The sequence below is a fragment of the Shewanella sp. Arc9-LZ genome, assembly GCF_010092445.1.
Taxonomy (GTDB): Bacteria; Pseudomonadota; Gammaproteobacteria; order Enterobacterales; family Shewanellaceae; genus Shewanella.
Window position 1 is genome coordinate 167355 of sequence record NZ_CP048031.1, and the last position, 17038, is coordinate 184392.

30 protein-coding genes are annotated in these 17038 nt (G+C 44.8%); all 30 read left to right on the plus strand.

Annotated elements, in window-relative coordinates:
• Positions 1–153 precede the first annotated feature (153 nt).
• The 30 genes from rpsL (at position 154) to rpsD (ending at position 17037) form a co-directional block, all read left to right on the plus strand.
• Positions 154–528 (plus strand): 30S ribosomal protein S12, encoded by a 375-nt coding sequence (rpsL, locus tag GUY17_RS00770; protein WP_059746616.1) that lies wholly within the window; start codon positions 154–156, stop codon positions 526–528.
• Between the two features lie 82 nt (positions 529–610).
• Complete coding sequence (rpsG, locus tag GUY17_RS00775; protein ID WP_011635636.1) at positions 611–1081, plus strand: 30S ribosomal protein S7; 471 nt, start codon at positions 611–613, stop codon at positions 1079–1081.
• A gap of 79 nt (positions 1082–1160) precedes the next feature.
• Positions 1161–3257 carry an elongation factor G gene (fusA, locus tag GUY17_RS00780; protein ID WP_101084803.1) on the plus strand — a complete coding sequence of 699 codons (2097 nt, stop codon included), beginning with the start codon at positions 1161–1163 and terminating at the stop codon, positions 3255–3257.
• A gap of 69 nt (positions 3258–3326) precedes the next feature.
• Entirely contained in the window at positions 3327–4511 is a 1185-nt protein-coding gene (gene tuf / locus GUY17_RS00785; protein WP_011635638.1) for an elongation factor Tu, read from the plus strand.
• Between the two features lie 353 nt (positions 4512–4864).
• Complete coding sequence (rpsJ, locus tag GUY17_RS00790; RefSeq protein ID WP_011635639.1) at positions 4865–5176, plus strand: 30S ribosomal protein S10; 312 nt, start codon at positions 4865–4867, stop codon at positions 5174–5176.
• Between the two features lie 27 nt (positions 5177–5203).
• Positions 5204–5842 carry a 50S ribosomal protein L3 gene (rplC, locus tag GUY17_RS00795; RefSeq protein WP_101033710.1) on the plus strand — a complete coding sequence of 213 codons (639 nt, stop codon included), beginning with the start codon at positions 5204–5206 and terminating at the stop codon, positions 5840–5842.
• A gap of 17 nt (positions 5843–5859) precedes the next feature.
• Positions 5860–6465 (plus strand): 50S ribosomal protein L4, encoded by a 606-nt coding sequence (gene rplD / locus GUY17_RS00800; protein ID WP_011635641.1) that lies wholly within the window; start codon positions 5860–5862, stop codon positions 6463–6465.
• The gene (gene rplW / locus GUY17_RS00805; RefSeq protein WP_011635642.1) at positions 6462–6764 is read left to right on the plus strand and encodes a 50S ribosomal protein L23; all 303 of its coding nucleotides are present in this window, start codon (positions 6462–6464) and stop codon (positions 6762–6764) included. Before rplD ends, rplW begins: the two co-directional genes overlap by 4 nt.
• Before the next feature lie 16 nt (positions 6765–6780).
• A complete protein-coding gene (rplB, locus tag GUY17_RS00810) occupies positions 6781–7605 on the plus strand; it encodes a 50S ribosomal protein L2 (protein ID WP_011635643.1) in 825 nt (274 codons plus the stop codon).
• Between the two features lie 14 nt (positions 7606–7619).
• Positions 7620–7898 (plus strand): 30S ribosomal protein S19, encoded by a 279-nt coding sequence (gene rpsS, locus GUY17_RS00815; protein ID WP_006083596.1) that lies wholly within the window; start codon positions 7620–7622, stop codon positions 7896–7898.
• A 15-nt stretch (positions 7899–7913) separates the two neighbouring features.
• Positions 7914–8246 carry a 50S ribosomal protein L22 gene (gene rplV / locus GUY17_RS00820; RefSeq protein WP_011635644.1) on the plus strand — a complete coding sequence of 111 codons (333 nt, stop codon included), beginning with the start codon at positions 7914–7916 and terminating at the stop codon, positions 8244–8246.
• A 12-nt stretch (positions 8247–8258) separates the two neighbouring features.
• Complete coding sequence (gene rpsC, locus GUY17_RS00825) at positions 8259–8948, plus strand: 30S ribosomal protein S3 (protein WP_011635645.1); 690 nt, start codon at positions 8259–8261, stop codon at positions 8946–8948.
• 11 nt (positions 8949–8959) lie between these two features.
• Positions 8960–9370, plus strand: a complete 411-nt coding sequence (gene rplP / locus GUY17_RS00830) for a 50S ribosomal protein L16 (RefSeq protein WP_011635646.1) — start codon at positions 8960–8962, stop codon at positions 9368–9370.
• The gene (gene rpmC / locus GUY17_RS00835) at positions 9370–9561 is read left to right on the plus strand and encodes a 50S ribosomal protein L29 (protein WP_011635647.1); all 192 of its coding nucleotides are present in this window, start codon (positions 9370–9372) and stop codon (positions 9559–9561) included. The genes rplP and rpmC overlap by 1 nt, the downstream gene beginning before the upstream one ends.
• Complete coding sequence (gene rpsQ, locus GUY17_RS00840; protein WP_011635648.1) at positions 9561–9809, plus strand: 30S ribosomal protein S17; 249 nt, start codon at positions 9561–9563, stop codon at positions 9807–9809. The genes rpmC and rpsQ overlap by 1 nt, the downstream gene beginning before the upstream one ends.
• A gap of 176 nt (positions 9810–9985) precedes the next feature.
• On the plus strand, positions 9986–10354 hold the full coding sequence (rplN, locus tag GUY17_RS00845) for a 50S ribosomal protein L14 (RefSeq protein WP_011635649.1): 369 nt from the start codon (positions 9986–9988) through the stop codon (positions 10352–10354).
• Between the two features lie 10 nt (positions 10355–10364).
• Positions 10365–10679 carry a 50S ribosomal protein L24 gene (gene rplX / locus GUY17_RS00850; protein ID WP_101084804.1) on the plus strand — a complete coding sequence of 105 codons (315 nt, stop codon included), beginning with the start codon at positions 10365–10367 and terminating at the stop codon, positions 10677–10679.
• 13 nt (positions 10680–10692) lie between these two features.
• Positions 10693–11232, plus strand: coding sequence for a 50S ribosomal protein L5 (rplE, locus tag GUY17_RS00855; protein ID WP_011635651.1), 540 nt, complete (start codon positions 10693–10695; stop codon positions 11230–11232).
• A gap of 10 nt (positions 11233–11242) precedes the next feature.
• A complete protein-coding gene (rpsN, locus tag GUY17_RS00860; protein WP_011635652.1) occupies positions 11243–11548 on the plus strand; it encodes a 30S ribosomal protein S14 in 306 nt (101 codons plus the stop codon).
• A 24-nt stretch (positions 11549–11572) separates the two neighbouring features.
• Positions 11573–11965, plus strand: coding sequence for a 30S ribosomal protein S8 (gene rpsH, locus GUY17_RS00865; RefSeq protein WP_011635653.1), 393 nt, complete (start codon positions 11573–11575; stop codon positions 11963–11965).
• 10 nt (positions 11966–11975) lie between these two features.
• A complete protein-coding gene (gene rplF / locus GUY17_RS00870) occupies positions 11976–12509 on the plus strand; it encodes a 50S ribosomal protein L6 (protein WP_011635654.1) in 534 nt (177 codons plus the stop codon).
• Between the two features lie 10 nt (positions 12510–12519).
• Entirely contained in the window at positions 12520–12870 is a 351-nt protein-coding gene (rplR, locus tag GUY17_RS00875; RefSeq protein WP_011635655.1) for a 50S ribosomal protein L18, read from the plus strand.
• A gap of 12 nt (positions 12871–12882) precedes the next feature.
• Entirely contained in the window at positions 12883–13386 is a 504-nt protein-coding gene (gene rpsE, locus GUY17_RS00880) for a 30S ribosomal protein S5 (RefSeq protein WP_011494651.1), read from the plus strand.
• Between the two features lie 6 nt (positions 13387–13392).
• Positions 13393–13581 (plus strand): 50S ribosomal protein L30, encoded by a 189-nt coding sequence (rpmD, locus tag GUY17_RS00885; RefSeq protein WP_011635656.1) that lies wholly within the window; start codon positions 13393–13395, stop codon positions 13579–13581.
• Positions 13581–14015 (plus strand): 50S ribosomal protein L15, encoded by a 435-nt coding sequence (gene rplO / locus GUY17_RS00890; RefSeq protein WP_011635657.1) that lies wholly within the window; start codon positions 13581–13583, stop codon positions 14013–14015. The genes rpmD and rplO overlap by 1 nt, the downstream gene beginning before the upstream one ends.
• Before the next feature lie 7 nt (positions 14016–14022).
• The gene (secY, locus tag GUY17_RS00895) at positions 14023–15363 is read left to right on the plus strand and encodes a preprotein translocase subunit SecY (RefSeq protein WP_101084805.1); all 1341 of its coding nucleotides are present in this window, start codon (positions 14023–14025) and stop codon (positions 15361–15363) included.
• Between the two features lie 23 nt (positions 15364–15386).
• Positions 15387–15500: a 50S ribosomal protein L36 gene (rpmJ, locus tag GUY17_RS00900; protein WP_006083579.1), complete on the plus strand. Its 114-nt coding sequence runs from the start codon at positions 15387–15389 to the stop codon at positions 15498–15500.
• A gap of 117 nt (positions 15501–15617) precedes the next feature.
• Positions 15618–15974 (plus strand): 30S ribosomal protein S13, encoded by a 357-nt coding sequence (rpsM, locus tag GUY17_RS00905; protein WP_011635660.1) that lies wholly within the window; start codon positions 15618–15620, stop codon positions 15972–15974.
• A 17-nt stretch (positions 15975–15991) separates the two neighbouring features.
• Positions 15992–16384: a 30S ribosomal protein S11 gene (gene rpsK, locus GUY17_RS00910; protein WP_011635661.1), complete on the plus strand. Its 393-nt coding sequence runs from the start codon at positions 15992–15994 to the stop codon at positions 16382–16384.
• Between the two features lie 32 nt (positions 16385–16416).
• On the plus strand, positions 16417–17037 hold the full coding sequence (gene rpsD, locus GUY17_RS00915) for a 30S ribosomal protein S4 (protein WP_011635662.1): 621 nt from the start codon (positions 16417–16419) through the stop codon (positions 17035–17037).
• Position 17038: the final 1 nt, after the last annotated feature.

Below are 17038 nucleotides of genomic sequence, written 5' to 3' on the forward strand. Positions count from 1 at the left end.
GCCAATGGCGCCTTTTTTATTGGAATTTGCACGAAAAGTTGTCTATTTCTTGACAGGCAGCCATTACCTTTCTAAAATTCCGCGTCCCACCATTGTGGGATATAGATTTTTCACACCTAATTGTTGAGCTTAAATCAACTTTCGGAGCTATACATGGCAACTGTTAACCAGTTGGTACGTAAGCCACGCTCGCCAAAAGTCGAAAAGACTAATGTGCCTGCGTTGAATGCGTGTCCACAAAAACGTGGTGTTTGTACTCGTGTGTACACTACAACACCTAAAAAACCTAACTCTGCACTACGTAAAGTAGCTCGTGTGCGTCTAACTAACGGTTTCGAAGTAACTTCGTATATCGGTGGTGAAGGCCATAACTTGCAAGAGCACAGTGTAATCCTAATCCGTGGTGGTCGTGTTAAAGACTTACCTGGTGTGCGTTACCACACTGTTCGTGGCGCATTAGACTGTGCTGGCGTGACTTCACGTCGCCAAGGCCGTTCTAAGTACGGTGCTAAGCGTCCTAAGTCTTAACGTATCCCGTTTAAGTAAGGCCAAGCTAGTATTTATTTGACATTCCAGTTTTGGAAATACCTGAAGCATACGGAGAATTAATATGCCAAGACGTCGCGTTGTAGGACAACGTAAAATCCTACCAGATCCAAAGTTTCACAGTGAGTTGTTGGCTAAGTTCATCAACGTCATTATGCAGGACGGCAAAAAGTCGACTGCAGAAAAAATTATCTACAAGGCACTAGATGTTGTCGCTGAAAAGAAAAGCGAAAATCATTTAAGTATCCTTGAAGCAGCCCTTGATAACGTTCGCCCATCAGTCGAAGTTAAATCTCGTCGTGTTGGTGGTTCTACTTATCAAGTACCATGTGAAGTTCGTCCAGTGCGTCGTAACGCACTAGCGATGCGCTGGTTAGTTGAAGCTGCTCGCAAGCGTGGTGAAAAATCTATGGCTCTACGTCTAGCAGGTGAAATGCTAGATGCGTCTGAAAACAAAGGTACTGCGGTTAAGAAGCGTGAAGACGTGCATCGCATGGCTGAAGCTAACAAAGCCTTTGCCCATTACCGTTGGTAATATGATGGAGCGGACTTCGGTCCGCTCCATATTGTTGATATTGCTAAAGCCAAAAGCTTTAGCTGAGAGGGTATAAATAGTGGCTCGTACAACCCCAATTGAGCGTTATCGTAATATCGGTATTGTAGCTCATGTGGATGCAGGTAAAACTACCACAACAGAACGTGTTCTGTTCTATACCGGTATGTCTCATAAAATCGGTGAGGTGCATGACGGCGCCGCCACGACAGATTGGATGGTACAAGAGCAAGAGCGTGGTATTACTATCACCTCAGCTGCTGTAACCACATTTTGGCGCGGAATGGAGGCTCAATTCGCTGAACACCGAATTAATATCATCGATACCCCAGGTCACGTAGACTTCACTATTGAAGTCGAGCGTTCATTACGCGTACTCGATGGCGCTGTAGTAGTATTTTGCGGCTCGTCAGGCGTTGAACCACAATCTGAAACAGTATGGCGTCAAGCTGACAAATACCACGTTCCGCGTTTGGTGTTTGTTAATAAGATGGACCGTGCAGGTGCAGATTTTGACCGTGTAATAAATCAAATTCGTAACCGCCTTGGCGCGACTTGTGTGCCGATTCAATTGAACATTGGTACAGAAGAAAACTTCAAGGGTGTTATTGATTTAATTAAGATGAAAGCCATTAACTGGTCTGAAACAGATCAGGGTATGACCTTCACTTATGAAGACATTCCTGCAAATCTAGCGGCAAAAGCTGCAGAAATGCATGAGTATCTCGTGGAAGCAGCAGCTGAAGCCTCAGATGAACTGATGAACAAATACCTTGAAGAAGGTGAGTTGTCAGAAGTCGAGATCAAAACAGCGTTGCGTCAGCGCACAATTAACAATGAGATCGTGTTAGCCACTTGCGGTTCTGCATTTAAGAACAAAGGTGTGCAAGCGGTACTCGATGCGGTAGTTGACTTCTTACCCGCGCCTATTGATGTTCCTGCAATTACAGGTATCGATGAAAGCGAAAATGAAGTAAAACGCCCACCAGATGACAATGCCCCTTTTGCGGCTTTAGCATTTAAAATTGCGACTGATCCATTTGTTGGTACACTGACCTTTATCCGCGTGTATTCAGGTGTACTTGAATCAGGTGCTGGTGTTTATAATTCTGTTAAACAGAAACGTGAACGAGTAGGTCGAATTGTGCAAATGCACGCAAATGACCGAACAGAACTGAAAGAAGTACGTGCTGGCGATATTGCAGCTGCTATCGGTCTTAAAGATGTAACAACCGGTGATACTCTTTGCGATAATAATCACAGAGTGATTCTTGAGCGCATGGATTTCCCTGAACCCGTAATTACCATAGCCGTTGAGCCACGTTCAAAAGCAGACCAAGATAAAATGGGAATTGCGCTGCAAAAATTAGCAGCAGAAGATCCATCATTCAAAGTTGAGACTGATGAAGAGTCGGCACAAACACTAATATCTGGTATGGGCGAATTGCATCTAGACATTATCGTTGACCGTATGCGTCGCGAATTTGGTGTAGAGTGTAACGTAGGTAAACCTCAGGTTGCTTACCGTGAAACAATTCGTTCTAAAGTAGAAGTGGAAGGTAAATTCGTACGTCAATCTGGCGGACGTGGCCAATTTGGTCATGTTTGGTTAAGAATTGAACCACTCGAAGAGGGTGCGGGCTACGAATTTGTTAACGAGATTGTAGGTGGTGTAGTTCCTCGTGAATTCATTCCTGCCGTTGACAAAGGTATTCAAGAACAGATGAAGAATGGCGTATTAGCCGGCTATCCTGTACTTGATGTGAGAGTCAGTTTGTTTGATGGTTCATATCATGATGTGGACTCGAACGAAATGGCGTTCAAAATTGCAGGTTCTATGGGCTTCAAAAAGGGTGCGCTAGAAGCGACCCCTGTGTTGCTCGAACCTTGTATGAAAGTAGAAGTAACTACACCTGAAGATTATATGGGCGATGTTGTGGGTGATTTAAACCGCCGTCGTGGCATAATTGAAGGTATGGACGATGGCATCGCAGGTGTTAAACTTGTCCATGCAGTAGTGCCTCTATCTGAAATGTTTGGTTATGCGACTGATTTGCGCTCTGCATCTCAGGGTCGTGCCTCATACTCTATGGAGTTTTTGAAGTACGCAGATGCACCGCAAAACATTGCAAAAGCGATTATAGAATCTCGTAACTAATATTGGTTACGGCATCAATGTTATATTGCTCGAATTAATCGAGCACTTCTGAAAAGAAAGGAATATATCGTGGCAAAAGCTAAATTTGAACGTATTAAGCCTCACGTAAACGTGGGCACCATTGGTCACGTTGACCATGGTAAAACAACTTTAACAGCAGCAATCTCTGCCGTTTTGTCTAAAACTTATGGTGGTGAAGTTAAAAACTTCGCTCAAATCGATAACGCTCCAGAAGAGCGTGAGCGCGGTATTACAATTAATACTTCTCACATCGAATATGACACACCAATTCGTCACTACGCACACGTAGATTGTCCAGGTCACGCGGATTATGTTAAAAACATGATTACCGGTGCTGCACAGATGGACGGCGCAATCTTAGTAGTTGCTGCTACAGACGGCCCAATGCCACAGACACGTGAGCACATCTTGCTTTCACGTCAAGTAGGCGTACCTTTCATCATCGTATTCATGAACAAATGTGACATGGTAGATGACGAAGAATTACTAGAATTAGTAGAAATGGAAGTGCGTGAGCTTCTTTCAGAATACGACTTCCCAGGTGATGATTTACCAGTAATTCAAGGTTCAGCTCTTAAGGCACTAGAAGGCCAGCCAGAGTGGGAAGCAAAAATTCTTGAGCTTGCAGAAGCACTAGATACTTATATTCCAGAACCAGCTCGTGACATCGATAAGCCATTCCTACTACCAATCGAAGATGTATTCTCGATTTCAGGTCGTGGTACAGTGGTAACAGGTCGTGTTGAACGTGGTATCGTTCGCGTATCAGACGAAGTTGAAATTGTTGGTGTTCGTCCAACAACTAAAACAACGTGTACTGGTGTAGAAATGTTCCGCAAGCTACTTGACGAAGGTCGTGCTGGCGAAAACTGTGGTGTGTTATTACGTGGTACTAAGCGTGATGACGTAGAACGTGGTCAAGTACTAGCTAAGCCTGGTTCAATTAACCCACACACAACTTTCGAATCAGAAGTTTACGTGTTGTCAAAAGAAGAAGGCGGACGTCATACTCCATTCTTCAAAGGCTACCGTCCACAGTTCTTCTTCCGTACAACAGACGTAACAGGCACAATTGAGTTACCAGAAGGCGTAGAAATGGTTATGCCTGGTGATAACATCAAGATGGTCGTTACTCTGATTTACCCAATCGCGATGGACGACGGTTTACGTTTCGCTATCCGTGAAGGTGGCCGTACAGTTGGTGCAGGTGTTGTAGCTAAAATTATCGCGTAATAGCGAGTTTAGTGAACACTAAAAAAGGAAGCTTAGGCTTCCTTTTTTATTTCCAAAAAGTAACAATCATTAGTAGCATTAACACATAAAATGTGTAAAATGCGCGGCAGTTGATTGTAAGAAGACTTTTAGAAGACTATTTACACAATGGGCTTGATCTTAGAAAGAAGATCTGTATAATTGCCCACTCGCTGACTAGTGCAGCGTAAATTATAATGTTTAACCAAGTAGGTTACTCATTTTCACAGCGACTCCGATTGGGAGTCGAACGGTTAAATCATCTCGCTCTGCTTTTCCATTAGGAAGAAGCTAGAGGGTGATTTTTTATATGTCCATTTTAGGAGCTCTGGTCAATGCAGAACCAAAGAATCCGTATCCGCTTGAAAGGCTTTGATCATCGTTTAATTGATCAGTCTACAGCGGAAATCGTTGAAACTGCTAAGCGTACAGGCGCGCAGGTTCGTGGTCCAATTCCACTACCTACTCGCAAAGAGCGTTATACCGTTTTGATCTCTCCGCACGTTAATAAAGATGCTCGTGATCAGTACGAAATTCGTACCCACAAGCGTTTAGTTGACATCGTAGAGCCAACAGAAAAGACTGTAGACGCATTAATGCGTTTAGATCTTGCGGCTGGTGTCGACGTTCAGATTAGCTTAGGTTAATTGAGATCCTTAGAAGAGGTTTGAGAGATGGCTATCGGTCTTATTGGTCGTAAAGTGGGTATGACTCGCATCTTCACTGAAGATGGTACGTCAATCCCTGTAACAGTAATCGAGATTGCAGGCAACCGCGTTACTCAAGTGAAAACTTTAGAAACAGACGGTTATCGTGCACTTCAAGTGACTACTGGTACCAAAAAAGCCAATCGCATCACTAAAGCAGAAGCAGGTCACTTTGCCAAGGGCGGCGTAGAAGCTGGTCGTGGTTTGTGGGAAATGCGTTTAGCAGATGGTGAAGGCGAAGGCATTGAAGTTGGTGCTGAAATTAATGTTGATATTTTCGCTGAGACAGTGAAAGTAGATGTTACTGGTCAATCAAAAGGTAAAGGTTTCCAAGGCGGCGTTAAGCGTTGGAACTTCCGTACTCAAGATATGACACATGGTAACTCTTTGGCACACCGTTCGAATGGTTCTATCGGTCAGAACCAAACGCCTGGTCGTGTATTCAAAGGCAAGAAAATGTCAGGCCATATGGGTGCTGAGCAAGTAACAACTCAAAATCTACACGTAGTACGTGTTGATGCAGAGCGTAACTTGTTGTTAGTACGCGGCGCAGTTCCAGGCGCTACCAATGGTGACTTGATTATCAAGCCAGCAGTTAAAGCTTAAGGTCTGAGGAGATAGTAATGGAATTGGTATTGAAAGACGCCCAGAGCGCTCTTGAAGTTTCCGAAACTACCTTCGGCCGTGACTTTAACGAGGCATTGGTTCATCAGGTAGTTGTAGCATATGCTGCAAACGCGCGTCAGGGCACTCGTGCTCAAAAGACTCGTGCGGAAGTAACTGGCTCAGGCAAAAAGCCTTGGCGCCAGAAAGGCACAGGCCGCGCTCGTGCCGGTAGTGTTAAAGGCCCAATCTGGCGTGGCGGTGGCGTAACATTCGCTGCTAAAACACAAGATCACAGCCAAAAAGTTAACAAGAAGATGTACCGTGGTGCTCTAAAGAGCATATTCTCTGAATTGGTACGTCAAGAGCGTCTAGTTGTTGTTGAATCGTTTGGTGTTGAAGCTCCTAAAACTAAAGAGCTGAAAGCTAAATTAAAAGCAATGAACTTAGAAGATGTTCTAATTGTTACAGCTGAAGTTGATGAGAATTTATTCTTAGCAGCTCGCAACTTATACAAAGTTGACGTGCGTGACGTAGCGGGTCTTGACCCAGTTAGTCTAATTGCGTTCAACACTGTTCTTGTTACTGCTGATGCAGTGAAGCAAATCGAGGAGATGCTAGCATGATCCGCGAAGAACGTTTGCTAAAAGTTATTCTTGGTCCACATATCTCTGAAAAGAGTACTGTGCTTGCTGAGAAAAACAACACTGTAGTTTTCCGCGTAGCCATCGATGCAACTAAAGCAGAGATTAAAGCTGCAGTAGCGAAGCTATTTGAAGTTGAAGTTGATTCTGTTCGCACTTTAGTTAATAAAGGCAAAACCAAGCGTACCGGTGGCCGTGTAGGTCGTCGTATCGATTGGAAAAAAGCTTATGTTACTTTAGCTGCTGGTGCTGAAATCGATTTCGTCGGCGGCGCTGAATAAGCAAAGGAGAATTATCATGGCAGTTATTAAGTGTAAGCCAACCTCTCCAGGTCGTCGCCACGTAGTTAAAGTGGTGAATACGGACCTGCATAAGGGTAAACCTTTTGCTGGCCTGTTGGCGAAAAAAACTAAAAGTGGTGGCCGTAATAATACTGGCCGTATCACTGTACGCCACGTAGGTGGTGGACATAAGCAGCACTATCGTATTGTTGACTTCAAACGCAACAAAGATGGTATCCCTGCGAAAGTTGAACGTCTTGAATACGATCCAAACCGTACAGCGCACATCGCGCTAGTACTGTATGCAGATGGTGAGCGTCGTTATATTCTTGCTGCAAAAGGCATGAAAGCTGGCGACCCAATCCAATCTGGCTTGGATGCAGAAATCAAGACTGGTAACGCTAGACCGTTACGCAACATTCCAGTAGGTAGTGTTGTACACGCTGTCGAAATGAAGCCTGGTAAAGGCGCTCAAATCGCACGTTCAGCTGGTGCTTATGTACAAGTTGTTGCTCGTGATGGTGCTTATGCAACTCTACGTCTTCGCTCTGGCGAAATGCGTAAAGTTCCAGTAGATTGCCGCGCGACATTTGGTGAAGTTGGTAATGCCGAGCACATGCTACGCCAGTTAGGCAAAGCAGGTGCTAAGCGCTGGAGAGGCGTACGCCCTACAGTTCGAGGTGTTGCAATGAACCCAGTAGACCATCCACATGGTGGTGGTGAAGGCCGTACTTCTGGTGGACGTCATCCAGTGAGTCCATGGGGTGTGCCGACTAAGGGTTATAAAACTCGTAGCAACAAGCGCACTGATAAGTACATCGTACGTCGTCGTAATAAATAGTAAGAGGATTCGCCATGCCACGTTCTCTCAAGAAAGGTCCCTTCATTGACCTGCACTTGCTGAAGAAGGTAGAGAAAGCGATGGAAGCGGGAGACAAAAAGCCAATTAAGACTTGGTCTCGTCGCTCAATGATCATCCCTAATATGATTGGGTTGACCATCGCTGTCCATAATGGTCGTCAGCACGTACCTGTGTTCGTAACTGACGAAATGATCGGCCACAAGCTTGGTGAATTTTCACCAACTCGCACTTATCGCGGCCATGCTGCAGATAAGAAAGCGAAGAAGCGTTAATACGGGAGGAATAAGATGGAAGTTTTAGCTAAACATCGTTTTGCTCGTACGTCTGCGCAGAAGGCCCGTCTAGTTGCTGATCAAATTCGCGGATTGCCTGTTTCTAAGGCACTCGAGATTTTGACATTCAGCCCCAAGAAAGCCGCCGTACTAGTAAAAAAAGTACTTGACTCAGCTATCGCAAACGCCGAACACAACGAAGGTGCTGACATTGATGAGCTTAAAGTTGGAGCCGTCTTCGTAGATGAAGGCCCAACAATGAAGCGTATCATGCCACGTGCTAAAGGCCGCGCTGATCGTATCATGAAGCGTACCAGTCACATCACTGTGGTTGTAGCAGATCGCTAGGAGAAGAGAGCAATGGGACAGAAAGTACATCCTAATGGTATCCGTCTGGGTATCACTAAGCCTTGGATCTCTACCTGGTACGCAGATAAGTCAGACTATGCAAATAATCTGAACAGCGACTGGGAAGTGCGTCAATATTTAACTGAAAAGTTAAAAGCCGCATCAGTATCTAAGATTGTTATTGAACGCCCAGCGAAAAGCATCCGCGTTACTATTCACACTGCCCGTCCAGGTATTGTGATTGGTAAGAAAGGTGAAGACGTTGAAGTATTACGTGCCTATGTGTCTAAAATCACTGGTACTACTGCTCAAATCAACATCGCTGAGATCCGTAAGCCTGAATTAGACGCTAAGCTCGTTGCTGACTCTATTGCTCAGCAGTTAGAGCGTCGTGTTATGTTCCGTCGTGCTATGAAGCGCGCAGTACAAAACGCAATGCGCATTGGTGCTCAAGGTATCAAAGTTCAAGTGAGCGGCCGTTTAGGCGGCGCTGAAATTGCGCGTGCAGAATGGTATCGTGAAGGTCGTGTACCTTTGCATACTTTGCGTGCTGATATCGACTATTCAACCGCAGAAAGTCACACTCAATACGGTGTGATTGGTATTAAAGTTTGGATCTTCAAAGGCGAAGTTCTAGACGGTTTAGTACCTGCTATTGAAGAGCCTAAGCAGCAACCTAAGCGTAAGCCTCGTGGTAAATAGGAGAAACTTTTATGCTGCAACCTAAACGTATGAAGTTTCGCAAGATGTTCAAGGGCCGCAACCGTGGTCTAGCGAACGGTACCGAAGTTAGCTTTGGTACTTTCGGTTTGAAAGCAGTCGGCCGTGGCCGTTTAACTGCACGTCAAATTGAATCTGCACGTCGTGCCATGACACGTCATGTTAAACGTCAAGGACAAATTTGGATTCGAGTTTTCCCTGACAAGCCAATTACCTCTAAGCCTCTTGAAGTGCGTATGGGTAAAGGTAAAGGTAACGTTGAATACTGGGTATGTCAGATTCAACCTGGTAAGGTTCTTTACGAGATGGATGGTGTTCCTGAGTCGTTGGCTCGTGAAGCCTTCGCTTTGGCTTCTGCCAAACTTCCTCTGAAGACTACCTTCGTAACTAAGACGGTGATGTAATGAAAGCGAGCGAACTAAGAGAAAAGAGCGTTGAAGAACTTAACGCTGAATTACTTGGTCTGCTGCGTGAGCAGTTTAACCTGCGTATGCAACACGCTACTGGTCAGTTGACTCAAACGAATCAGTTGAAACTAGTGCGTCGTAACATTGCACGTGTTAAGACCATTATTACTTCTAAGGCAGGTGTGTAATGTCTGATAAAGCCCGTACTTTGCAAGGTAAAGTAATTAGCAACAAAATGGATAAGTCTATTACTGTTGCTATTGAGCGCCAAGTGAAACATCCTATTTATGGGAAGTACATTAAGCGTACAACTAAGATCCATGCACATGACGAAACTAATCAGTGTAATGAAGGGGATTTCGTGGCTATTAGCCAGTGTCGTCCTCTATCTAAGACTAAGTCTTGGACACTAGCTGAAGTAGTAACAAAAGCCTAATCTCGATTAGGTTAACGTAAACGGCCCCAGTATTTGGGGCCGTTTGTTTTTTTTGCTATGCATTCCAAAAATGTGTGTTATACTTGCGCGCCAATTTTGAGTAAATTATTACTTGAATTTGGTTCAAATATACTCCCATAGTGGGATTGTGTAGTAACGATAGCGGAGCACTTGAAATGATCCAAATGCAATCGACTCTAGACGTCGCATGTAACAGCGGCGCACGCAGAGTTCAGTGTATTAAGGTCTTGGGTGGCTCTCATCGTCGTTATGCCGGTATCGGCGACATTATCAAAGTTTCTGTTAAAGAAGCGATTCCTCGCGCTAAAGCGAAGAAAGGTGATGTATATAACGCGGTGGTAGTCCGTACTAAGAAAGGCGTACGTCGTCCAGACGGTTCTGTCATTCGCTTCGATCGGAATGCAGCGGTATTGCTTAACGCAAACCTTGCACCGATTGGTACTCGTATCTTTGGCCCAGTGACACGTGAATTGCGTAATGATAAATTCATGAAAATTGTCTCGCTGGCACCAGAAGTACTGTAAGGAGCTTCAAATGGCAGCTAAAATCCGTCGTGAAGACGAAGTAATTATATTAGCAGGTAAAGACAAGGGTAGCCGCGGTAAGGTTTCTCAAGTTCTACCTACTGGTAAGTTAATTGTTGAAGGCTTTAATCTTGTTAAAAAGCACCAGAAACCTAACCCTCAATTGGGTGTGACTGGCGGCGTTATCGAGAAAGAAGCACCGATGCAAGCATCAAACGTTGCGATCTTTAACCAAGCCACAGGCAAGGCAGATCGTGTTGGTTTCCGATTTGAAGACGGCAAAAAAGTCCGTTTCTTTAAATCGAACAGCGAACTCGTTAAGTAATTTGGAGTAAACGATGGCGAAACTGCATGATAAATATCAAGAGACTGTAGTTGCTGAACTAGCTAAAAAGTTCGGCTACAGCAGTGTCATGCAAGTCCCTCGGATTGAAAAAATCACCCTAAACATGGGTGTGGGCGAAGCTGTTGCAGATAAGAAAGTTATGGAGCATGCGCTCCGTGACATGACTGCAATCGCTGGCCAGAAGCCAATTGTAACTGTTGCTCGTAAATCAGTTGCTGGTTTTAAAATCCGTGAAGGCTACCCTATTGGCTGTAAAGTTACCCTACGCGGTGAGCGTATGTGGGAATTTTTAGAGCGTTTAGTTGACATTGCAATACCACGTATTCGTGATTTCCGAGGCTTAAGCGCTAAAGCGTTTGACGGCCGTGGTAATTACGCAATGGGCGTGCGTGAGCAGATCATCTTCCCAGAAATCGATTATGATAAAATCGATAAAATTCGTGGTATGGATATTGTTATCACTACTACTGCGAAGAATGATGAAGAAGGTCGTGCTTTGTTAGACGCTTTTAACTTCCCATTCAAGAAATAAGGGTAGCATAATGGCAAAAACATCTATGAAAGCACGTGAAGCAAAACGTGCGCAGCTCGTAGCTAAATATGCTGAAAAGCGTTTAGCACTTAAGGCTATAATCAGCAGCCCTGCAACTTCTGAAGAAGATCGCTGGGATGCCGTACTTAAGTTACAAGCTCTACCACGTGATTCTAGCGCTGCGCGTCAACGCAACCGCTGTAATCAAACTGGTCGCCCACATGGTTTTCTACGTAAATTCGGCTTAAGCCGTATTAAATTACGTGAAGCAACCATGCGTGGTGAAGTTCCTGGTCTGCGTAAGGCCAGCTGGTAAGCACTTGTCACGGAGTAAGCTAATATGAGCATGCAAGATCCTATTGCGGATATGTTAACCCGTATTCGTAACGGCCAAGCTGCTAACCACGTATCTGTTAAGATGCCTTCAGCTAAGTTAAAAGTAGCAATTGCGAAATTACTTAAAGATGAAGGTTTCATTACTGAATACGCCGTAGCAGATGAAGCTAAGCCTGAATTAGAAATTACGTTAAAGTACTTTCAAGGCAAACCAGTCGTTGAGACTATCCAGCGTGTAAGTCGCCCTGGTCTTCGTATTTACAAAGGTAAAGACGAGTTACCAAAGGTGATGGGCGGTCTGGGTATCGCAATTGTGTCCACTTCTCAAGGCTTGATGACTGATCGCGCCGCCCGCCAAAATGGCACGGGTGGCGAGGTTATCTGCTACGTAGCGTAAGGAGCTAGAAATGTCTCGTGTTGCAAAAGCACCAGTCACTGTTCCTGCTGGCGTAGAGGTGACTTTAAACGAACAGACCTTAACTGTTAAAGGCAGTAAAGGAAGTCTGACTCGAGTAATCAACAATGCGGTAAATGTTGTTATCGAAGATGCACAAGTAAAGTTTCTTCCTGTCGATGGCGTTTCTAACGCTTGGGCTCAGGCTGGTACTGCACGTGCACTAGTAAACAACATGGTTGTTGGTGTATCTCAAGGTTTTGTGAAAAAACTTAAATTAGTTGGTGTAGGTTACCGTGCAAAGATTGCTGGTAGTGACTTAGATTTAACATTAGGTTTCTCACATCCATTAGTACACAAACTGCCCGCAGGCGTTACTGCAGAGTGTCCTAGCCAAACTGAAATCGTGCTTTCGGGCGTTGATAAACAAGTTGTTGGTCAGGTTGCTGCTGAAATTCGCGGATATCGTCCACCAGAGCCTTATAAAGGCAAAGGTGTTCGTTATGATGACGAAATAGTACGCCGTAAAGAGGCTAAGAAGAAGTAGGTAACGCGATATGGATAAGAAAACATCTCGCTTACGTCGCGCGTTACGTGCACGTAAGAAGATCCAAGAGCTGGGCGTGAATCGTCTGGTTGTACATCGTACACCGCGTCACATTTATGCTCAGGTGATCAATCCTGAAGCTCAGGTGTTGGCAGTTGCTTCAACCGTTGAAAAAGCGGTTAAAGAGCTACTAAAGAGTACCGGTAACGTTGATGCGGCTAAAGCAGTAGGTAAAATTGTTGCTGAGCGTGCGATCGAGAAGGGCGTAGCAACAGTTGCGTTCGACCGTTCTGGTTTCAAGTATCATGGTCGTGTAGCTGCACTAGCAGATGCCGCTCGTGAAGCTGGCCTGAAGTTCTAAGGGGTTATAAAAATGGCTAAATTAGAAGCTCAGCAAAAAGACGATCTGCAAGAGAAATTGATTGCAGTTAATCGTGTTTCTAAAGTAGTTAAGGGCGGTCGTATCTTTAGCTTCACAGCACTAACAGTAGTGGGTGACGGTAACGGTAAGATTGGCTATGGCTATGGTAAAGCGCGTGAAGTTCCAGCTGCTATTCAAAAAGCAATGGAAAAAGCCCGTCGTAATATGGTAACAGTGGAGTTGAATGCAGGTACTTTGCATCACCCAGTTAAAGGTCGCCATACTGGTTCAAAAGTTTATATGCAACCAGCATCACAGGGTACCGGTATTATTGCCGGTGGCGCAATGCGTGCCGTATTGGAAGTAGCAGGCGTTCATAACGTTCTGTCAAAAGCATACGGTTCTACTAACCCGATCAACATCGTTCGCGCAACTGTCGATGCGTTGGTGCACATGAAGTCACCAGCTCAAATCGCAGCAAAACGTGGCCTGAATGTTGATGAGATTCGGGGGTAATGCACCATGGCTACTAAAACTTTAAAAGTCACACAGACTAAAAGCAGCATTGGTCGTTTACCAAAACACCGTGCAACCTTAACCGGTTTAGGCCTACGCCGTATTAATCACACTGTTGAAGTTGAAGATACACCTTCAGTTCGCGGTATGATTAATAAGGTGTACTACATGGTTTCGGTGGAGGAATTAGGATAATGCGTCTAAATACTCTATCTCCAGCAGCAGGTTCTAAATCTGCTCCTAAGCGTGTAGGCCGTGGTATCGGTTCAGGTTTAGGTAAAACAGCGGGACGTGGCCATAAAGGTCAGAAGTCTCGTTCAGGCGGCGGTGTTCGCGTCGGTTTCGAAGGTGGTCAAATGCCACTTAAGATTCGTTTACCTAAGTTTGGCTTTACTTCGCGTCGCGCTTTGGTAACAGCTGAAGTTCGTTTACTCGAACTAGCAAAAGTTAACGGTGATGTTGTCGATTTGAATGCACTGAAAGATGCGAACGTTATTACTCGCAACATCCAGTTTGCGAAAATCGTTCTTTCAGGTACCATTGACCGCCCAGTGACTGTAAAAGGTCTCAAGGTAACCAAAGGTGCTCGTGCAGCTATTGAAGCTGCCGGTGGCAAGATCGAGGAATAATACGTCGATGGCAAAACCAGGACTTGATTTAAAAAGCGCGAAAGGCGGTTTATCTGAACTGAAAACTCGTCTTCTGTTCGTGATTGGTGCGATTATCGTCTTTAGAGCCGGTTCGTTCGTGCCAATTCCTGGTATTGACGCAGCTGTATTGGCAGAGCTTTTTGCTCAGCAAAAAGATACCATCCTTGGCATGTTTAACATGTTCTCGGGTGGTGCCTTAGAGCGTGCTTCTATCTTCGCATTGGGTATTATGCCGTATATTTCGGCATCTATCATTATGCAGTTATTGACTGTTGTGCATCCTGCACTCGCTGAATTGAAAAAGGAAGGCGAATCAGGACGTAAGAAAATCAGTCAATATACTAGATATGGCACACTCGTGTTGGGTACGCTGCAATCTGTCGGTATTGCAACGGGTTTACCAAATCTGATGCCTGGTCTTGTGGCCAATCCCGGATTTGGTTTCTACTTTGTTGCAGTTGTGAGCTTAGTAACAGGAACAATGTTCCTTATGTGGCTAGGTGAGCAAATTACCGAACGTGGTATTGGTAATGGTATCTCGATTTTAATTTTCGCAGGTATTGTTGCTGGTCTACCATCGGCCATCGGCTCAACGGCTGAGCAGGCGCGTCAAGGTGACATGAATGTATTAGTACTACTGTTGCTCGCAGTGATTGTATTTGCTGTAACTTATTTAGTGGTATTTGTGGAACGTGGTCAACGTCGTATCGTCGTTAACTACGCTAAACGTCAACAAGGCCGTAAGGTTTTTGCAGCGCAAAGCACACATTTACCTTTAAAAATAAATATGGCAGGTGTGATTCCACCAATCTTTGCTTCCAGCATTATTTTGTTTCCAGGTACACTGGCTCAGTGGTTTGGACAAAATGAGTCTATGTCATGGTTAAGCGATTTCGCTTTAGCTGTGTCACCAGGACAACCGCTGTATTCATTATTGTATGCGACAGCAATCATCTTTTTCTGTTTCTTCTATACTGCGTTGGTTTTTAACCCTCGTGAAACAGCAGATAACTTGAAAAAGAGTGGTGCATTCATTCCTGGGATCCGTCCCGGAGAACAGACTTCGCGTTACATTGATAAAGTAATGACACGTTTAACCTTAGCGGGTGCGTTGTATATTACCTTTATCTGCTTAATTCCGGAGTTCATGTTAATTGCGTGGAAAGTACAGTTCTATTTTGGCGGTACTTCGCTACTAATTATAGTAGTCGTAATCATGGACTTCATGGCTCAGGTTCAGACCCATATGATGTCCCATCAATATGAGTCTGTGATGAAGAAAGCTAATCTTGTTAACAAAGCCAATTTAGACCGCTTTGGAAAATAAGATTGCTTTTACGGAGTGATGAAATGAAAGTTCGAGCTTCCGTGAAGAAGATCTGCCGTAATTGCAAGATCGTCAAGCGTAGTGGTGTTGTACGCGTTATATGTGTTGAACCAAAACACAAACAGCGTCAAGGCTAAGAAAGAAGTTTGGTCAGCTCAATAATGGGCTGACCAAAATATTGTTTGCAAATCTGTCGTCTGTCGAGTATCCTTTCGGGCTTTTCGCAGATGGCCTTTAACTTTAAGGAGTGCATAGTGGCCCGTATCGCTGGCATTAACATTCCTGATCAAAAGCATACAGTCATTGCGTTGACTGCTATTTTTGGTATTGGACGTACACGCGCTAGAGCAATCTGCGCATCTACTTCAATTGCTGAAGATGCTAAGATCAAGGAATTGAGCGAAGCTCAAATAGATATCCTACGCGAAGAAGTCGCCAAATACACTGTAGAAGGTGACTTGCGTCGTGAGATTTCAATGAACATCAAGCGTCTTATGGATCTTGGTTGTTATCGTGGTCTCCGCCATCGTCGTAGCCTGCCCCTTCGTGGGCAACGTACTAAGACCAATGCGCGTACGCGTAAAGGTCCACGTAAGCCAATAAGAAAGTAACGGGAAGGTAAACCAAAATGGCTAAAGTTCCGTCACGTTCTCCGCGTAAGCGCGTACGTAAACAGGTTGCAGATGGCATGGCTCATATCCATGCGTCTTTCAACAACACAATTGTCACCATTACGGATCGTCAAGGTAATGCGTTGTCATGGGCTACCTCAGGTGGTTCTGGTTTCCGTGGTTCACGTAAATCAACACCATTCGCTGCGCAGGTTGCTGCTGAGCGTGCAGGTATTGCTGCTCAAGACTACGGTGTTAAAAACCTTGAAGTTTTCGTGAAGGGTCCTGGTCCAGGTCGTGAATCAGCCATTCGTGCGCTGAACGCTGTTGGTTATAAAATTACCAACATTACCGATGTGACGCCTATCCCTCATAATGGCTGTCGTCCACCTAAAAAGCGTCGTGTATAACACTGCGTATATAGGATAGTTGGAGAAAGATCATGGCAAGATACTTGGGTCCCAAGCTCAAGCTCAGCCGCAGAGAAGGTACAGACCTTTTCCTAAAAAGCGGTGTGAGAGCAATCGATTCGAAGTGTAAGCTAGAAACTGCACCTGGACAACATGGCGCACGTAAGCCACGTTTGTCTGAGTATGGTATTCAGTTACGCGAGAAACAAAAAGTTCGTCGTATTTATGGTGTGCTAGAAAAGCAATTCCGTAACTACTACAAAGAAGCTGCACGTCTAAAAGGCAATACTGGTGAAAACCTTTTGCAACTTTTAGAAGTCCGCCTAGATAACGTCGTTTATCGTATGGGTTTCGGTTCTACTCGTGCAGAATCACGTCAGCTAGTAAGCCATAAATCTGTTATGGTTAACGGTCGTGTTGTTAACATTCCGTCATTCAAAGTGTCTGCGAATGATGTTGTAAGCATCCGTGAAAAGTCACGTACTCAAGCTCGTATTAAAGCGGCTTTAGAAGTGGCTGGTCAACGCGAAAAGCCTACATGGGTAGAAGTCGACAATGCGAAAATGGAAGGTGCTTTCAAGCGCGTTCCAGAACGTAGCGATTTGTCTGCGGATATTAACGAACAGCTGATCGTCGAGCTTTACTCTAAGTAAA

What these genes read in the sequence shown, in the direction of transcription:
- rpmJ (WP_006083579.1), top strand. Translation starts at nt 15,387, where the DNA reads ATGAAAGTTCGAGCTTCCGTGAAGAAGATCTGCCGTAATTGCAAGATC.
- rplD (WP_011635641.1), top strand. Translation starts at nt 5,860, where the DNA reads ATGGAATTGGTATTGAAAGACGCCCAGAGCGCTCTTGAAGTTTCCGAA.
- rpsD (WP_011635662.1), top strand. Translation starts at nt 16,417, where the DNA reads ATGGCAAGATACTTGGGTCCCAAGCTCAAGCTCAGCCGCAGAGAAGGT.
- rplB (WP_011635643.1), top strand. Translation starts at nt 6,781, where the DNA reads ATGGCAGTTATTAAGTGTAAGCCAACCTCTCCAGGTCGTCGCCACGTA.
- rpsH (WP_011635653.1), top strand. Translation starts at nt 11,573, where the DNA reads ATGAGCATGCAAGATCCTATTGCGGATATGTTAACCCGTATTCGTAAC.
- rpsE (WP_011494651.1), top strand. Translation starts at nt 12,883, where the DNA reads ATGGCTAAATTAGAAGCTCAGCAAAAAGACGATCTGCAAGAGAAATTG.
- rpmD (WP_011635656.1), top strand. Translation starts at nt 13,393, where the DNA reads ATGGCTACTAAAACTTTAAAAGTCACACAGACTAAAAGCAGCATTGGT.
- rplF (WP_011635654.1), top strand. Translation starts at nt 11,976, where the DNA reads ATGTCTCGTGTTGCAAAAGCACCAGTCACTGTTCCTGCTGGCGTAGAG.
- rplW (WP_011635642.1), top strand. Translation starts at nt 6,462, where the DNA reads ATGATCCGCGAAGAACGTTTGCTAAAAGTTATTCTTGGTCCACATATC.
- rpsQ (WP_011635648.1), top strand. Translation starts at nt 9,561, where the DNA reads ATGTCTGATAAAGCCCGTACTTTGCAAGGTAAAGTAATTAGCAACAAA.
- rpsL (WP_059746616.1), top strand. Translation starts at nt 154, where the DNA reads ATGGCAACTGTTAACCAGTTGGTACGTAAGCCACGCTCGCCAAAAGTC.
- rpmC (WP_011635647.1), top strand. Translation starts at nt 9,370, where the DNA reads ATGAAAGCGAGCGAACTAAGAGAAAAGAGCGTTGAAGAACTTAACGCT.
- rpsC (WP_011635645.1), top strand. Translation starts at nt 8,259, where the DNA reads ATGGGACAGAAAGTACATCCTAATGGTATCCGTCTGGGTATCACTAAG.
- rplX (WP_101084804.1), top strand. Translation starts at nt 10,365, where the DNA reads ATGGCAGCTAAAATCCGTCGTGAAGACGAAGTAATTATATTAGCAGGT.
- rplC (WP_101033710.1), top strand. Translation starts at nt 5,204, where the DNA reads ATGGCTATCGGTCTTATTGGTCGTAAAGTGGGTATGACTCGCATCTTC.
- rplP (WP_011635646.1), top strand. Translation starts at nt 8,960, where the DNA reads ATGCTGCAACCTAAACGTATGAAGTTTCGCAAGATGTTCAAGGGCCGC.
- rpsK (WP_011635661.1), top strand. Translation starts at nt 15,992, where the DNA reads ATGGCTAAAGTTCCGTCACGTTCTCCGCGTAAGCGCGTACGTAAACAG.
- rpsG (WP_011635636.1), top strand. Translation starts at nt 611, where the DNA reads ATGCCAAGACGTCGCGTTGTAGGACAACGTAAAATCCTACCAGATCCA.
- rpsN (WP_011635652.1), top strand. Translation starts at nt 11,243, where the DNA reads ATGGCAAAAACATCTATGAAAGCACGTGAAGCAAAACGTGCGCAGCTC.
- rplN (WP_011635649.1), top strand. Translation starts at nt 9,986, where the DNA reads ATGATCCAAATGCAATCGACTCTAGACGTCGCATGTAACAGCGGCGCA.
- secY (WP_101084805.1), top strand. Translation starts at nt 14,023, where the DNA reads ATGGCAAAACCAGGACTTGATTTAAAAAGCGCGAAAGGCGGTTTATCT.
- rpsJ (WP_011635639.1), top strand. Translation starts at nt 4,865, where the DNA reads ATGCAGAACCAAAGAATCCGTATCCGCTTGAAAGGCTTTGATCATCGT.
- rplV (WP_011635644.1), top strand. Translation starts at nt 7,914, where the DNA reads ATGGAAGTTTTAGCTAAACATCGTTTTGCTCGTACGTCTGCGCAGAAG.
- rplE (WP_011635651.1), top strand. Translation starts at nt 10,693, where the DNA reads ATGGCGAAACTGCATGATAAATATCAAGAGACTGTAGTTGCTGAACTA.
- rplO (WP_011635657.1), top strand. Translation starts at nt 13,581, where the DNA reads ATGCGTCTAAATACTCTATCTCCAGCAGCAGGTTCTAAATCTGCTCCT.
- rplR (WP_011635655.1), top strand. Translation starts at nt 12,520, where the DNA reads ATGGATAAGAAAACATCTCGCTTACGTCGCGCGTTACGTGCACGTAAG.
- rpsS (WP_006083596.1), top strand. Translation starts at nt 7,620, where the DNA reads ATGCCACGTTCTCTCAAGAAAGGTCCCTTCATTGACCTGCACTTGCTG.